Source organism: Streptomyces sp. NPDC031049, assembly GCF_055571015.1.
In genome coordinates, this window is the sequence record NZ_JBVIGC010000019.1 from 69,851 (window position 1) to 84,903 (window position 15,053).

17 protein-coding genes are annotated in these 15,053 nt (G+C 72.0%); 14 read left to right on the plus strand and 3 right to left on the minus strand.

The window, feature by feature from the left end; genetic code table 11:
• The first annotated feature begins 32 nt into the window (after positions 1-32).
• The 8 genes from lepB to ACZ45Q_RS27725 all read left to right on the plus strand — a co-directional run bounded on the left by lepB (position 33) and on the right by ACZ45Q_RS27725 (position 6,756).
• A complete protein-coding gene (gene lepB, locus ACZ45Q_RS27690) occupies positions 33-809 on the plus strand; it encodes a signal peptidase I (RefSeq protein ID WP_468266177.1) in 777 nt (258 codons plus the stop codon).
• Complete coding sequence (locus tag ACZ45Q_RS27695) at positions 799-1,323, plus strand: NUDIX hydrolase (protein WP_468266179.1); 525 nt, start codon at positions 799-801, stop codon at positions 1,321-1,323. Before lepB ends, ACZ45Q_RS27695 begins: the two co-directional genes overlap by 11 nt.
• 56 nt (positions 1,324-1,379) lie before the next feature.
• Positions 1,380-1,688: a DUF2469 domain-containing protein gene (locus ACZ45Q_RS27700; RefSeq protein WP_003993268.1), complete on the plus strand. Its 309-nt coding sequence runs from the start codon at positions 1,380-1,382 to the stop codon at positions 1,686-1,688.
• A gap of 140 nt (positions 1,689-1,828) precedes the next feature.
• Positions 1,829-2,191 carry a YraN family protein gene (locus tag ACZ45Q_RS27705; protein ID WP_468266181.1) on the plus strand — a complete coding sequence of 121 codons (363 nt, stop codon included), beginning with the start codon at positions 1,829-1,831 and terminating at the stop codon, positions 2,189-2,191.
• Positions 2,191-3,816: a YifB family Mg chelatase-like AAA ATPase gene (locus ACZ45Q_RS27710; protein WP_468266183.1), complete on the plus strand. Its 1,626-nt coding sequence runs from the start codon at positions 2,191-2,193 to the stop codon at positions 3,814-3,816. The genes ACZ45Q_RS27705 and ACZ45Q_RS27710 overlap by 1 nt, the downstream gene beginning before the upstream one ends.
• Entirely contained in the window at positions 3,813-4,973 is a 1,161-nt protein-coding gene (dprA, locus tag ACZ45Q_RS27715; protein WP_468266185.1) for a DNA-processing protein DprA, read from the plus strand. Before ACZ45Q_RS27710 ends, dprA begins: the two co-directional genes overlap by 4 nt.
• Positions 4,974-5,253: 280 nt before the next feature.
• Positions 5,254-6,096: an RNA polymerase sigma factor WhiG gene (gene whiG, locus ACZ45Q_RS27720; protein WP_468266187.1), complete on the plus strand. Its 843-nt coding sequence runs from the start codon at positions 5,254-5,256 to the stop codon at positions 6,094-6,096.
• Between the two features lie 105 nt (positions 6,097-6,201).
• Entirely contained in the window at positions 6,202-6,756 is a 555-nt protein-coding gene (locus tag ACZ45Q_RS27725) for a TetR/AcrR family transcriptional regulator (RefSeq protein ID WP_468266307.1), read from the plus strand.
• Between the two features lie 296 nt (positions 6,757-7,052).
• Here the strand turns inward: ACZ45Q_RS27725 and ACZ45Q_RS27730 are convergent, their stop codons facing one another.
• Positions 7,053-7,664: a murein hydrolase activator EnvC family protein gene (locus tag ACZ45Q_RS27730; RefSeq protein ID WP_468266189.1), complete on the minus strand. Its 612-nt coding sequence runs from the start codon at positions 7,662-7,664 to the stop codon at positions 7,053-7,055.
• Positions 7,665-7,935: 271 nt separating this feature from the next.
• On the opposite strand from ACZ45Q_RS27730, the gene rpsB reads away from it, so the two are divergent.
• From rpsB to ACZ45Q_RS27760, 6 genes are all read left to right on the plus strand, one after another.
• Entirely contained in the window at positions 7,936-8,817 is an 882-nt protein-coding gene (gene rpsB / locus ACZ45Q_RS27735) for a 30S ribosomal protein S2 (protein ID WP_468266191.1), read from the plus strand.
• A gap of 225 nt (positions 8,818-9,042) precedes the next feature.
• Positions 9,043-9,879 (plus strand): translation elongation factor Ts, encoded by an 837-nt coding sequence (gene tsf / locus ACZ45Q_RS27740; protein WP_468266193.1) that lies wholly within the window; start codon positions 9,043-9,045, stop codon positions 9,877-9,879.
• A gap of 198 nt (positions 9,880-10,077) precedes the next feature.
• Entirely contained in the window at positions 10,078-10,836 is a 759-nt protein-coding gene (gene pyrH, locus ACZ45Q_RS27745) for a UMP kinase (protein WP_468266195.1), read from the plus strand.
• Positions 10,837-10,977: 141 nt separating this feature from the next.
• Complete coding sequence (frr, locus tag ACZ45Q_RS27750; RefSeq protein WP_189981158.1) at positions 10,978-11,535, plus strand: ribosome recycling factor; 558 nt, start codon at positions 10,978-10,980, stop codon at positions 11,533-11,535.
• Positions 11,535-12,848, plus strand: a complete 1,314-nt coding sequence (locus tag ACZ45Q_RS27755; protein ID WP_468266198.1) for a phosphatidate cytidylyltransferase — start codon at positions 11,535-11,537, stop codon at positions 12,846-12,848. Before frr ends, ACZ45Q_RS27755 begins: the two co-directional genes overlap by 1 nt.
• Positions 12,849-12,983: 135 nt before the next feature.
• Positions 12,984-13,433: an SRPBCC family protein gene (locus ACZ45Q_RS27760; protein ID WP_468266200.1), complete on the plus strand. Its 450-nt coding sequence runs from the start codon at positions 12,984-12,986 to the stop codon at positions 13,431-13,433.
• Positions 13,434-13,591: 158 nt separating this feature from the next.
• Here ACZ45Q_RS27760 and ACZ45Q_RS27765 read toward each other — a convergent pair whose 3' ends face one another.
• Together ACZ45Q_RS27765 and ACZ45Q_RS27770 are read right to left on the minus strand one after the other, a co-directional pair.
• Positions 13,592-14,854, minus strand: coding sequence for a tyrosine-type recombinase/integrase (locus tag ACZ45Q_RS27765; RefSeq protein ID WP_468266202.1), 1,263 nt, complete (start codon positions 14,852-14,854; stop codon positions 13,592-13,594).
• Positions 14,854-15,051, minus strand: coding sequence for a helix-turn-helix transcriptional regulator (locus ACZ45Q_RS27770; protein ID WP_109202808.1), 198 nt, complete (start codon positions 15,049-15,051; stop codon positions 14,854-14,856). The genes ACZ45Q_RS27765 and ACZ45Q_RS27770 overlap by 1 nt, the downstream gene beginning before the upstream one ends.
• Positions 15,052-15,053: the final 2 nt, after the last annotated feature.

Genomic DNA, 15,053 nt, shown 5'->3' on the forward strand with positions numbered 1-15,053 from the left:
GCGCCGGGTACCGCCGGGTAGGGTGCGGACCCATGGGTGGCGAGAGCACGACGCGTACGTCTCCGCGCGGCGGTGGCGCGAGCACGGGCCGGGCGGCCGGCAGGACCGGGCAGCGGCTGTCGAACGTGGCCGTCGCGCTCGGCATGGTCCTGTTCCTCGGCGGCTTCGCCTGGGGAGCGGTGGTCTACCGGCCCTACACCGTGCCGACCACGTCGATGTCGCCCACGATCGGCGCCGGCGACCGGGTGCTGGCCGAGCGCGTCGACGGCTCCGACGTCCGCCGCGGCGACGTGGTCGTCTTCAAGGACGCCTCCTGGGCCGACGCCCCGGTGATCAAGCGGGTCGTCGCCGTCGGCGGTGACACCGTCTCCTGCTGCCAGAACGGCAAGCTGAAGGTCAACGGCAAGGAGATCGACGAGCCGTACCTCGTCGGGGACGGCTCCGCCGAGAGCAGCTCCTTCCCGACCGTGACGGTGCCCGAGGGCCGCCTGTTCCTGCTCGGCGACGAACGGCACGGCTCCGTCGACTCCTCCGCCCACCTCACCGACGCGGCCGACGGGTCCGTGTCGCGCGGCGCGGTCCAGGCCCGGGTCGACGCCGTCGTGTGGCCCATGAACGGCATGCTGGAGCGTCCCAGCGGCTTCGAGACGCTCGGCGGCCTCTCCGCCCCCGGCCCGCTGCGCACGGTCGCCGGCCTGGTGATCGCCGGTGCCGCGCTGATCCTCGGCGGGGCCGCGTACGGTCCGCTCGCCAAGCGGGCCGCGGCCGCGCGGGCACGCACCGGGACGGAGCCCGCCGGTGCCCGCTGACGTGACGCCGGCCGGGCAGGACACGTACGAGGGCGGGCTGCGCGAGGTCGCCCGCGTCGTCCTCCTCGACCCCGACGACCGGATCCTCCTGCTGCACGGCCACGAGCCGGACGACCCGGCCGACGACTGGTGGTTCACGCCCGGCGGCGGAGTCGAGGCCGGCGAGACCCGTGCGGAGGCCGCCCTGCGGGAACTCGCGGAGGAGACCGGCATCACCGAGGTCGAGCTCGGCCCGGTGCTGTGGCAGCGCCGGTGCTCCTTCCCGTTCGCGGGACGGCGCTGGGACCAGGACGAGTGGTACTACCTGGCCCGTACGGCGCAGACGACGACCGCCGCCCTGGCCCTGACGGAGCTGGAGCGGCTCAGCGTCGCCGGAGCGCGCTGGTGGACGTGTCGGGAACTGGCCCGGGCACATGAGACGGTGTATCCGACCAGACTCGCCGAGCTGCTGCGCACGCTGCTCGACGAAGGTCCCCCCGCCGGGCCGGTGATCCTGGACACCGAAATCGTCTAGGGGATCCCCGGACTGGCGCACAATGGGGGGATCGCACGGCTGAAGGGGAACATGCCATGAGCGCCGAGGACCTCGAGAAGTACGAGACCGAGATGGAGCTGAAGCTCTACCGGGAGTACCGCGATGTCGTCGGTCTGTTCAAATACGTGATCGAGACCGAGCGGCGCTTCTACCTCACCAACGACTACGAGATGCAGGTGCACTCCGTCCAGGGCGAGGTGTTCTTCGAGGTGTCCATGGCCGACGCCTGGGTGTGGGACATGTACCGGCCGGCCCGGTTCGTCAAGCAGGTGCGGGTTCTCACCTTCAAGGACGTGAACATCGAGGAGCTCAACAAGAGCGATCTGGAGCTGCCGAGCGGGTGACGGGGGTGTGGGCACGCCGTCGGTGACGAGGACGGCTCACCCCGGCGGGTGACGGAGTTTTCCACAACCTCCGAGTAGCTCACCAAGATCACATCCGTCGGCCGGGATGCGTGACCGTTGGCGCCGGAGGTGGTGCCGACATGAACGCACGAGGTGCGATGGGCAGGTACGGCGAGACGCTCGCCGCGCGCCGGCTGACCGAGGCCGGGATGACGGTCCTGGAGCGCAACTGGCGCAGTGGCAGGACCGGAGAGATCGACATCGTGGCCCGGGACGGGGACGTCCTGGTCGTCTGCGAGGTGAAGACCCGCAGGGGCGGCGGCTTCGAGCACCCGATGGCCGCGGTGGGCCCCGACAAGGCCGAGCGGCTGCGGCAGCTCGCCCGGCACTGGATCCACAGCCACGGCGGAGCACCGCCCGGCGGTGTCCGCATCGACCTGGTCGGCGTCCTGCTGCGGCGGCGCGGCGCCCCCGTCGTCGAGCACGTGCGGGGGGTGGCGTGATGGGGTTCGCGCGGACGTGCGCGGTGGCACTGGTGGGTGTCGAGGGTGTGGTCGTCGAGGTCCAGGCCGACCTCGAGCCGGGCGTCGCCGCGTTCACCCTGGTGGGCCTGCCGGACAAGAGCCTGACCGAGAGCCGCGACCGGGTCCGGGCGGCGGTGGTGAACTCGGGGGCGGAGTGGCCCCAGAAGAAGCTCACGGTCGGCCTCAGCCCGGCCTCCGTACCCAAGAGCGGCAGCGGATTCGACCTCGCCGTCGCCACGGCCGTGCTGGGCGCGGGAGAGCGCATCGACCCGCGGGTGCTCGCCGACATCGTGATGATCGGCGAACTGGGTCTGGACGGCCGGGTGCGGCCCGTGCGGGGCATCCTCCCGGCGGTGCTGGCCGCGGCCGACGCCGGCTACGACCAGGTCGTCGTCCCCGAGTGCGCCGCCGCCGAGGCGTCGCTGGTACCCGGGGTGTCGGTGCTGGGCGTGCGCAGCCTGCGCCAGCTGATCGCGATCCTCGCCGACGAGCCCGTACCGGAGGAGGAACCCGACCAGCAGGGACGCCCCGACCCGTTGCTGGCCGGCCTGCGCGTGCCCGGCACGGGCGCGGCCACCGGGATGCACAGCGCCGGGGCGGCACAGCAGGACCACGGCCACGACCTGGCCGACGTGGTGGGCCAGCTCTCGGCGCGCACGGCGGTGGAGGTCGCCGCGGCAGGCGGCCACCACCTCTTCCTGGAGGGACCGCCCGGCGCCGGAAAGACGATGCTGGCGGAGCGGCTGCCCGCCGTCCTGCCCCGCCTCACCCGACAGGAGTCCCTGGAGGTGACGGCGGTGCACTCGGTCGCCGGGCTGCTGCCCCCCGGCAAGCCCCTGGTCGACACGGCCCCCTACTGCGCGCCGCACCACTCCGCGACCATGCAGGCTCTCGTCGGCGGCGGCCACGGCGTCGCCCGTCCCGGCGCTGTCTCGCTCTCCCACCGAGGGGTTCTCTTTCTGGACGAAACGCCCGAATTCAGTACCCAGGCGCTGGACGCCCTGCGCCAGCCCCTGGAGTCCGGGCACGTCGTCATCGCGCGCAGCGCCGGCGTCGTGCGCTTCCCGGCCAGGTTCCTGATGGTCCTCGCCGCCAACCCCTGCCCGTGCGGGCGCTTCTCGCAGCGGGACAGCCTGTGCGAGTGCCCGCCCTCGGCGATCCGGCGCTACCAGGCGAGGCTGTCCGGCCCTCTGCTCGACCGGGTGGACCTCCGGGTCGAGGTGGACCGCGTCACGCGCACGGAGCTGACGGCGCGCGGTGCCCGAGGGGAGTCCACGGCGACGGTCGCCGACCGGGTGCGGGCGGCCCGCGACCGCACCGCCGCCCGTCTCGCCGGCACCCCCTGGCGCACCAACGGCGAGGTCCCCGGCCGGGAGCTGCGCAGCCGGTGGCAGGCGGCGCCCGGTGCGCTGGACGAGGCGGAGCGCGGTCTGGAGCGGGGTGTGCTCTCCGCCCGCGGCCTCGACCGCGTCCTGCGCGTCGCCTGGACCGTCGCCGATCTCGCCGGGCACGACCGGCCCACCGCCGGCGACGTCGCCCTCGCGCTGCAACTGCGCACCGGGGTGCCCCGGGGCGTGCCGATGGCCATCGGGGCGCCGGCGTGACCGCCGGTCCCGATCACGACGAGGCGCTGCTCGACCGGGTCTTCCTCACACGGGTCCTCGAGCCCGGCGACGAGACGGGCGGGCGCTGGGTGCGGGAGCTGGGGCCCCGGGAGGCGGCGCGGCGGCTGCGGGAGGACGGGCCGCCGCTGCCGGGGGTGAGCGAGCGGCGGTGGGCCGGGCTGCGCGCCCGCGCCGACCAGGCGGAGCCGCGCCGGGACCTCGCCGTCGCCCGGGCGGCCGGCGTGCGGTTCGTGGCCCCGGGGCAGGCGGAGTGGCCCGGTCAGCTCGACGACCTCGGTGACGCCCGGCCCCTGGGGCTGTGGGTGCGCGGCCGGCCCAGTCTGCGGATGTGGGCGCTGCGCTCGGTCGCCGTGGTCGGCGCCCGCGCCTGCACGGAGTACGGAGCGCACATGGCGGCCACCCTCGCCGCCGGCCTCGCCGAGCGCGGCTGGGTGGTCGTCTCCGGCGGCGCCTACGGCGTCGACGGCGCCGCGCACCGGGGTGCCCTGGGGGCCGGCGGCGCCACCGTCGCCGTGCTCGCGTGCGGCGTCGACCGGCCCTATCCGCGCGGGCACACCGAGCTGATCGGCAGGATCGCGGAGCAGGGCCTGGTGATCGGGGAGCTGCCACCGGGGGACCATCCGACACCCAGCCGGTTCGTCCTGCGCAACCGCGTGATCGCCGCGTTGACCCGCGGCACCGTGGTCGTCGAGGCGGCCCACCGCAGCGGCTCGCTCGTCACGGCACGGGCGGCGCAGCGGCTCGGCCGGCACACCATGGGCGTTCCCGGGCCGGCCACCAGCGGACGGTCGGCGGGCGTGCACGAGCTGCTGCGGGGCGAGGCCGTCCTCGTCACCGACGCCGCGGAGGTCGTGGAGCTGGTCGGCGCGATGGGCGAGTTCGCCCCCGACCGGCGCGGCCCGGTGCTGCCCACCGACCTGTTGGCACCCCGCGCCCGGCAGGTGCTGGCCGCGCTCCCGGCGCGCGGGGCCGCCGAGGTGGCCGATACGGCGCGCCGCGCCCAGACCACCCGCGAGGACGCGGTCGCGAGGCTGTACGAGCTTCGAGCACTCGGTTACGTCGAACGACACGGCGACGGCTGGAAGTTGACACGCCAGGCGTTGATCTCGCTTCGCGGCGGCCGGAGCCCATGCTGACCGAGCGTGTTCGGCCGTCCGGGGGAACCCCGACGCCCTTGGGAATTCCCGCAGTTGGGGTATTCGAATGATCACTCACAGCGATCACACCGCGGCGGCGGGGCGTCATCGGGGCGGCGTTCCGTGCGGGGGGCCCGCCCGTTCTTCGCGCACCGCGACTGTCCACTCACGCTACGCTCACGAGGGCCCCCTTGCAGACAGGAACCAACAAGACATCGGACCGACGACGCACAGACAGCACCACATCACGGCAGAACGGCAGAACGGCACAAGGCGACGAATGCCCCAGCACACCTCCGGTCCCGACCGGGCGGCCCTACCCCCAGCCGCCCGCGACGGTGGCAGCGTGCGGCCGCCCGCCCCCTCGACACTCGACGAGCTGTGGCGGTCGTACAAGACGACGGGGGACGAGCGGCTGCGGGAGCAGCTGATCCTGCACTACTCGCCCCTCGTGAAGTACGTGGCCGGCCGGGTGAGCGTGGGGCTGCCGCCCAATGTCGAGCAGGCCGACTTCGTCTCGTCCGGGGTGTTCGGGCTGATCGACGCGATCGAGAAGTTCGACATCGACCGCGAGATCAAGTTCGAGACGTACGCGATCACCCGGATCCGGGGCGCGATGATCGACGAGCTGCGCGCGCTGGACTGGATCCCGCGGTCGGTGCGGCAGAAGGCCCGGAACGTGGAACGGGCGTACGCGACGCTGGAGGCGCGGCTGCGGCGGACACCCTCGGAGAGCGAGGTGGCCGCCGAAATGGGCATCGCGGTGGACGAGCTGCACGCGGTTTTCAGTCAGTTGTCGCTGGCCAACGTGGTGGCCCTGGAGGAACTGCTGCACGTCGGCGGTGAGGGCGGGGACCGGCTGAGCCTCATGGACACGCTGGAGGACACCGCCGCCGACAACCCCGTGGAGGTGGCCGAGGACCGGGAGCTGCGGCGCTTCCTGGCCCGGGCGATCAACACGCTGCCCGACCGGGAGAAGACCGTCGTCACGCTGTACTACTACGAGGGACTCACGCTCGCCGAGATCGGGAACGTGCTGGGCGTCACCGAGAGCCGGGTCAGCCAGATCCACACCAAGTCCGTGCTTCAGCTCCGGGCGAAGCTGGCGGGATTCGGCCGCTGACAGGGCCGCTGACGGGGCCCTGGGCCGGTGGTGCGGCGGAGTGACTCCCGTCGCCGGGGACGCGTCCGTAAAGTGGTCGACGTGCCAAGGATTCGAGCGGCCTCCGTGGCCGAGCACCGGTCGATGCAGCGTGCCGCCCTGCTGGACGCGGCACGCTCCCTCCTGTCCGAGGGCGGGACGGAGGCGCTGACCTTCCCCGCCCTCGCCGAGCGGACGGGCCTGGCGCGGTCGTCCGTGTACGAGTACTTCCGGTCGCGTGCCGCGGTCGTCGAGGAGCTGTGCGCGGTCGACTTCCCCGTCTGGGCCGCGGAGGTCTCGGCGGCGATGGAGCGGCAGGAGACGTCCGAGGGCAAGGTCGAGGCGTATGTGCGCGCCCAGCTGGAGCTGGTCGGGGACCGGCGGCACCGGGCCGTGGTCGCCATCTCGGCGAGCGAGCTGGACGCGGGCGCCCGGGAGAAGATCCGTGCGGCGCACGGCGGCCTCGTCGCCATGATCGTCGAAGCGCTGGGGGAGCTGGGGCACGCGGAGCCGCGGCTGGCGGCGATGCTGCTCCAGGGCGTGGTCGACGCGGCGGTGCGGCGGATCGAGCTGGGCGCGGACGAACCGGCGGCGGTGGCGGAGGCGGCCGTCGCGATGGCGCTGCGCGGCGTGCGGGGCTGACGGGCCCGGCGGTGGCGCCGACCCGTCGGTGACGTCGGGCCCGACCGCCGTACCGGGCCGACGGCGGCACCGGGCCGACGGGGGAGCAGGGCGGACGGGGGTCGGGCGGATGAGGGTGCCGGGCGGACGAGGTGCCGGGCTGCGGCGGTGAGCTGTGCCCGCCGGGGTCGAGCATTGGCCGGGGTGGCAAGGCCGGTCGACGGCCGGAGCTGCGGGGCCGGCCGGACCGCCGGCCGGGGTGCGGGTCGGCCGAGACCGACGGCGGCGCGTCGAGCCGCATGGACGGGGCACGCCGGTCAGCCCGGCAGAGGCACACCGCGTACCGGCAGGAGTCTGGGCGGACCGCCGTTCAGGACCCACGGTGGGAGCAGCGACAAGGGGTTCAGATACACCTCGCCCCGCAGCAGCCCCCAGTGCAGACAGGGCGCCGGGCAGTGCGCCCCCGTCGGCTCCAGCGTGCCGATCACCTCGCCGGCCCGCACCTCGGCGCCCTTCCGCACGGACGCCTTCACCGGGACGTACGTGGTCCGCAGGGGCGGCTCGCCCGTGCCCGGCAGTTCCACCGAGACGACGCCCCGTCCCGCCACCGGCCCCGCGAACGACACCCGGCCCGCAGCCACCGCGCGCACCGGCGAGCGCGGCGCGGCCGCCAGGTCGACGCCGCGGTGGCCCGGGCCGTACCGCGTGGCCGGCGGGTCCCAGCCGCGGACGACGGCGGGCAGGGTGCCGACCGGCCAGACACGGCCGACCGCCGGCACCGGCGGGTCAGGGGACCGGCCCGTGGCGGACCGGCCCGCGGCCGCCAGCCCCGGTACCACCTCCCGAACCGGCGCCGGGGACCGGATCAGCCCCAGCACCAGCAGCACGACCAGCCACATGAACGCCCTCGGGCAACGCCTCGCTCGCATGCGAGAACCGTCCCGCAACCGCGCCGTTCCCGCCGTGACCTGTGGAGAACTCGCCGCTTGTGGACAGCGGCGTCACCCGGCGCCCCGCGGGTCCCGTACACTTCTGGTGGCGATCCGGGTCACCGGGTCGACTTCGCACGCCCCGGTACGAGGCCCACGGGTTCTCGTATCTGCGCCCCTCGGTCCCTTGCGGCACGGCGCAACGCGGGCGTCAGGAGCGGGAGCCGTCCGGCTCGCGCGGCACAACCGAGAAACACAAGGAGATACGGCCATGGCCGTCGTCACGATGCGGGAGCTGCTGGAGAGCGGCGTCCACTTCGGTCACCAGACCCGCCGTTGGAACCCGAAGATGAAGCGCTTCATCTTCACCGAGCGCAACGGCATCTACATCATCGACCTGCTCCAGTCGCTGTCGTACATCGACCGCGCCTACGAGTTCGTCAAGGAGACCGTCGCCCACGGCGGCACGGTCATGTTCGTCGGTACGAAGAAGCAGGCGCAGGAGGCCATCGCCGAGCAGGCCACCCGCGTCGGCATGCCCTACGTCAACCAGCGCTGGCTGGGCGGCATGCTCACCAACTTCTCGACCGTCTACAAGCGTCTGCAGCGCCTCAAGGAGCTCGAGCAGATCGACTTCGAGGACGTGGCCGCCTCCGGCCTCACCAAGAAGGAGCTGCTGGTCCTCTCCCGCGAGAAGGCCAAGCTGGAGAAGACCCTCGGCGGTATCCGCGAGATGCAGAAGGTGCCCAGCGCCGTCTGGATCGTGGACACCAAGAAGGAGCACATCGCGGTCGGCGAGGCCCGGAAGCTCAATATCCCGGTCGTCGCCATCCTCGACACCAACTGCGACCCCGACGAGGTCGACTACAAGATCCCGGGCAACGACGACGCCATCCGCTCCGTCACCCTGCTCACCCGCGTGATCGCCGACGCCGTCGCCGAGGGCCTCATCGCCCGCTCCGGCGCCGCCACCGGCGACAAGGGCGAGAAGGCCGCCGGCGAGCCGCTGGCCGAGTGGGAGCGCGACCTGCTCGAGGGCGAGAAGAAGGCCGAGGAGGCCGCCCCCGCCGCCGAGGCCGAGAAGCCGGCCGAGGCTCCGGCCGCTGAGGCCCCGGCCGAGGCCGCCCCGGCCGCCGAGGGCGAGCAGGCCTGACCGCGGCTCAGCGTCAGCGATGACGGCGGGAGCGGGTACTCCATCCACAGCGCCCAGGGCGCGGTGAAGTCCCCTCCCGCCGTTCACCCGTAGGTCAGCGGCGCGTCGGAGACCCACCGGTACACGTGGACCGGCGGAGTCCCACCGCCCCGCCGGGGCACCCCGGTGGATCTCAGCACCCGCAGATCTTCGATCCTCCAGACTTCGAGAAAGATTCACTGACTCATGGCGAACTACACCGCCGCCGACGTCAAGAAGCTCCGCGAGCTCACCGGCGCCGGCATGATGGACTGCAAGAAGGCGCTGGACGAGGCCGAGGGCAACGTCGACAAGGCCGTCGAGGCGCTCCGCATCAAGGGCCAGAAGGGCGTCGCCAAGCGCGAGGGCCGCTCCGCCGAGAACGGCGCGGTCGTCTCGATCATCGCCGACGACAACTCCTCCGGCGTCCTCGTCGAGCTGAAGTGCGAAACGGACTTCGTCGCCAAGGGCGACAAGTTCCAGGCCGTGGCCAAGACCATCGCCGAGCACGTCGCCAAGGCCGCCCCGGCCGACCTGGAGGCCCTGCTCGCCTCCGAGATCGAGCCCGGCAAGACCGTCCAGGCGTACGTCGACGAGGCCAACGCCAACCTCGGCGAGAAGATCGTCCTGGACCGCTTCGCGCAATTCTCCGACGGCTACGTCACCGCCTACATGCACCGCACGATGCCCGACCTGCCCCCGCAGATCGGTGTCCTCGTCGAGCTGGACAAGCCGAACGCCGAGGTCGCCAAGGGCATCGCCCAGCACATCGCCGCCTTCGCGCCGCAGTACCTCTCCAAGGAGGACGTCCCGGCCGAGGTCGTCGAGAAGGAGCGGCGCATCGCCGAGGAGACCACCCGCGCGGAGGGCAAGCCCGAGGCCGCCCTGCCGAAGATCGTCGAGGGTCGCCTCAACGGCTTCTTCAAGGACGCCACGCTGCTCGGCCAGCCGTACGCGCTGGACAACAAGAAGTCCGTCCAGAAGGTGCTGGACGAGGCCGGTGTCACCCTGAAGCGCTTCACGCGCATCAAGGTCGGCCTCTGAGTCCGTACCGCGACGGACGCACGACCCCGGTAGGGTCGACAGCAGTCGTCCATGTCGTCCGCGTGTGCCACGGCGCACGCGCGCGTGGCGGACGACAGCAGATCTGACGAGGAGGCCATTGCCGCGCACGGGTTGCGAACCACCCCCGGCAATGGCCTTCTTCGTGTGTGTGACCCACGTAAAAGAGGCGAGATCTCCATGACCACCAAGGCCGAGAAGAGCGACGACGGCAAAGTACGCGGCCGGTTTCTGCTGAAGCTGTCCGGAGAGGCCTTCTCCGGCGGCGGGGGCCTGGGCGTCGACCCCGACGTGGTGCACGCCATCGCGCGCGAGATCGCGGCCGTCGTCCGGGACGGCGCGCAGATCGCCATCGTCATCGGTGGCGGGAACTTCTTCCGCGGCGCGGAACTCCAGGTGCGCGGCATGGACCGCGCCCGCTCCGACTACATGGGCATGCTCGGCACCGTGATGAACTGCCTGGCCCTCCAGGACTTCCTGGAGAAGGAGGGCGTCGACTGCCGCGTGCAGACCGCCATCACCATGGGACAGGTCGCCGAGCCCTACATCCCGCTGCGCGCCGTGCGCCACCTGGAGAAGGGCCGCGTGGTCATCTTCGGCGCCGGTATGGGCATGCCGTACTTCTCCACCGACACCACCGCCGCCCAGCGGGCCCTGGAGATCGACGCCGAGGCGCTGCTCATGGGCAAGAACGGCGTGGACGGGGTCTACGACTCCGACCCGAAGACCAACCCGGACGCCGTGAAGTTCGACGCGCTCGGCTACGGCGAGGTCATCACCCGCGACCTGAAGGTCGCCGACGCCACGGCCGTCACCCTCTGCCGCGACAACAGGCTCCCGATCGTGGTCTTCGAACTCCTGAAGGAGGGCAATATCGCCCGGGCCGTCAAGGGTGAGAAGATCGGCACGCTGGTGGGTGACCAGGCCGACCGGGACTGACCGGTCCGCCACGTTGCCCGGCCGGGGGATGGACAATGTCCTGCCGGTCGGGAACGGTGCAGGAAGAAGACGCGACGCAGCCGGCCGCCGCCCCGACAAGGAACCGCAGCCGGGCCTACTCAAGACACGCAGGAGCAAGTGGTGATCGAAGAGACCCTCCTCGAGGCCGAGGAGAAGATGGAGAAGGCCGTCGTGGTCGCCAAGGAGGACTTCGCCGCGATCCGCACCGGCCGTGCGCACCCGGCGATGTTCAACAAGATCGTGGCCGACTACTACGGCGCGCTGACGCCGATCAACCAGCTGGCCTCGTTCTCCGTGCCCGAGCCGCGCATGGCCGTGGTCACGCCCTTCGACAAGAGCGCGCTGCGCAACATCGAGCAGGCGATCCGCGACTCCGACCTGGGCGTCAACCCGAGCAACGACGGCAACATCATCCGGGTGGTGTTCCCCGAACTGACCGAGGAGCGGCGCCGGGAGTACATCAAGGTCGCCAAGGGCAAGGGCGAGGACGCCAAGGTGTCCATCCGCTCCGTGCGCCGCAAGGCCAAGGACGCCATCGACAAGCTGATCAAGGACGGCGAGGTCGGCGAGGACGAGGGCCGCCGTGCGGAGAAGGAGCTCGACGACACCACCGCGAAGTACGTCGCCCAGGTGGACGAGCTCCTGAAGCACAAGGAAGCGGAGCTGCTCGAGGTCTGATGAACGACTCTTCCTGGGGCGCGCCGCCACGAGCCGGGTACTGGGGGACCGACGGTCAGGCACCTGACCAGGGGTATGTCCAGGGGGCCGCCCCGGCGGGTCCCGCGTACGATGCGCACAACGCGCAGCACACTCGCCCCATGCCGATCGTGCCCGACGTACCCGACCACGGCGGAGACCAGGATGACGACCGGGGGGCCGCTCGGCTGAGCGGTCCTCTGTTCCGCGACGAGCCGTACCGGGGGCAGCCGCTCCCGGACGAGTCGTTCCGGAACGAGCCGTTCCAAAATCAGACGCACCAGGACCAGACGCACCAGGACCAGACGCACCGGGGCCAGACGTACGACGACCAGACGTACGGCGACCCGGCGTCCCACGACCAGACGTTCCACGACGAGACCTCGCCGGCCCGGCCGCACCCGGCGGCGCCGCAGAATCCGGAGCCCATGCCCGACGCCTCGCAGCCGGCGCCCGCGCCGCCGCCGGCGCCGCAGAAGAAGAGCGCGGGGCGCGACCTGGGCGCCGCGATAGGGGTCGGCGTAGGACTCGGCGTGGTGATCGTCGCGTCGCTGTTCGTCGTCAAGGCCGTGTTCGTCGGCGTCATCGCGGTCGCCGTCGTGGTGGGCCTGTGGGAGCTGACCAAGCGGCTCCAGGAGCGCAAGGGCATCAAGGCGCCGCTGGTCCCGCTCGCGCTCGGCGGCGCGGCGATGGTGATCGCCGGGTATGTGCGGGGCGCCGACGGCGCCTGGGTCGCCATGGCCCTGACGGCGCTGGCGGTGCTGGTCTGGCGGATGACCGAACCGCCGGAGAACTACCTCAGAGACGTCACGGCGGGCCTGTTCGCGGCGTTCTACGTCCCGTTCCTCGCCACATTCGTCGCCCTGATGCTGACCGCGGACGACGGGCCGTGGCGGGTGCTGACCTTCCTGCTGCTGACCGTCGTCAGCGACACGGGCGCGTACGCCGTCGGCTGGCGCTTCGGCCGGACCAAGCTCGCCCCGCGCATCAGCCCCGGCAAGACCCGGGAGGGCCTGCTCGGCGCGGTCGCCTTCGCCATGGCCGCGGGCGCGCTGTGCATGCAGTTCCTGATCGACGACGGCGCCTGGTGGCAGGGCCTGCTCCTCGGCCTCGCGGTCGCGGCCAGCGCCACGCTCGGGGACCTCGGCGAGTCGATGATCAAACGCGACCTGGGCATCAAGGACATGGGCACGCTGCTGCCGGGACACGGCGGCATCATGGACCGCCTGGACTCGCTGCTCCCGACGGCGCCGGTGGTGTGGCTGCTGCTGGTCCTCTTCGTCGGATCCGCGTGACGTCACGCCGAACGAGCTCCCGTCCACCCCGGGCGGGAGCTCACGCGCGTCCCGGCAGGATGGCCTGCCGTCGCCAGAAGTGGGACGATTCGGGTGTAAACCCGTGAAACGGGGGGTGCCTCGAAGGAGGCCGCCATGACCGCCATCCGAGAGACGATCGTCGTCGACCGCGCCCCCGCGGACGTCTACACCTACGTCACCGACCCCGCCCACATGCCGGAGTGGCAGCGCAGCGCGGTCTCGGCGGAGCGGCTGGACGAGGGCCCCGTGCACGACGGCTCCCGCGTCCGGGTCCAGCGGCGCGTGGGCCGCCGCGAGATCCCGATGACCATGGAGATCACAGACCTCGACCCGCCGCACAGCTGGAGCCTGCACGGCATCGACGGCCCCGTCAGGGGACACGTCCACGGCGAGATCGAGCCGCTCGACGACGGACGCCGCAGCCGCCTGACCCTGGAGATCGACTTCGAGGGGCACGGCATCGGCAAGGCGCTCGTGCCGCTCGTCGTCCGTCCCCAGGTGCGCAGGGAACTGTCGCTCAACGAGCAGGCCCTCAAGGACCGGCTCGAACACACCGGCGAGTGAGCCGGGGGTCCGTCGCGGTGCCGCAGGCGACCCGCGGGCCACCGCGAACGATCTGCGACACTGGTACAGCCATGCCTAAGCCCGGAGAACTTGCAGTAGCCGGGCAGCAATAAGCCCCCTACCAGCGCGTTCGGCGCGGATAGGGGGCCTTGTTCTGGCTACTGGGCCGTCTCTGGGCCGTCAGGCTCGCGCGGGGCCGGGAGAAGCACCCGATCCACGGCCTTCCTCGTACGCTCCTGGCTCGACGGCATGAGGTGCGCGTACACCCGCAGCGTCAGTCCGGGGTCGGCGTGTCCCAGGTACTCGCTCACGGCCTTGATGCTCTCGCCGGCGTCCAGGAGCACCGAGGCGTAGAAGTGCCTCAGGGCGTGCATGCCGTGCTCCCGAGCGGACTCGTACTTGCCGTCCGCCCCGGCCTCCGAGATCAGTCCGGCCGCCGCAAGAGCGGGCTTCCACTCCTGGACGTTGAAGTTGCTGCGCCAGACGAGGCCGCTCGCGGTGTTCGTGAACAGCAGGCGGGCCGACACCTTCGGGCCGTCCGGCTTGCGCCAGGGCAGCGTGATCTCCACCGGCTTGAAGACGTCCATGTGAGCCCGCAGGGCCTCAGCGACCGAAGGCGGCAACGGTACGTCCCGCTCCTTGTTGCACTTCGGCGGAGCGAACACGGCCTTGCCCCGAATGAGCTTCACCTGCCGGACCACGCGGACGATGCCGCTCGCGAAGTCGACGGCGTCCTCGGCCAGGCCCACGATCTCGCCCTGACGAAGCCCGCACCCGGCACCCACGTCGACCAAGGGCCGGTAGCGCTGGGGGAGCGCCGCACGGACGGCCTGAACCTGTTCGGGCAGCCACGGCACAACGCGACGTTGCTCGGCGGCCGGCGGGCGGACGGACTTCGCCGAGCACGGGTTGCGGGGGAGGAGCCCGTCATCGACCGCCGCACTGAGCACGGCCCGCACGTCACCGTAGATGTTCCGCGCGTAGCCGCCGCTCACAGCCGGGTCATTCTCCAGGGCGCTCACCAGACCCCTGATGTGCTCCGGACGGAACGAATCCAACGGCCGGGAGCCGATCAGCCGGAAGGCGTGCAAGCGCAACCGCTGCTCGACGACGACCTGACTGGCAGGGTCGATGCCGTGCGTCCTGAGCCACTTCTCCGCGTAGCTCTTGAAAGTGACACGAGCTGCGCGCGGGTCGATGTAGCGGCCGCGAGACATGTCCGATGCGATCTCGGTCAGCCACTGTTCGGCCATACGCTTCTGCCGGTCCGGAAAGCTCTTGGACTTCTCCGTGCCGTCGGGGCCGACGTAGCGGGCGCGGTAACGCAGGCCGGTGCCGTAGCGGTCGGTCTTGACCTTGCGAGCCTTGCCGTCCTGGCCGGTCTCCGTCCGATACCAGCGGTCTTGGATGTGGCCGGCCATCAGGCAGCCTCCCCGAGTTGGGAGTCGACCCAGGCCCGCACGTCGTTCGGGTCGAAGCGGAGGTGCCGGCCGACGCGGAAGCCGCGGGGGCCGGTGCGCTTGCGTCGCCACTGGTAGACCGTCTCGACGCTGGGAAGCTCGAACATCTCGACCAGGTCCTCAGGGGTCAGGAACCGGTTCGGCAGCTCTGAGGCCATGG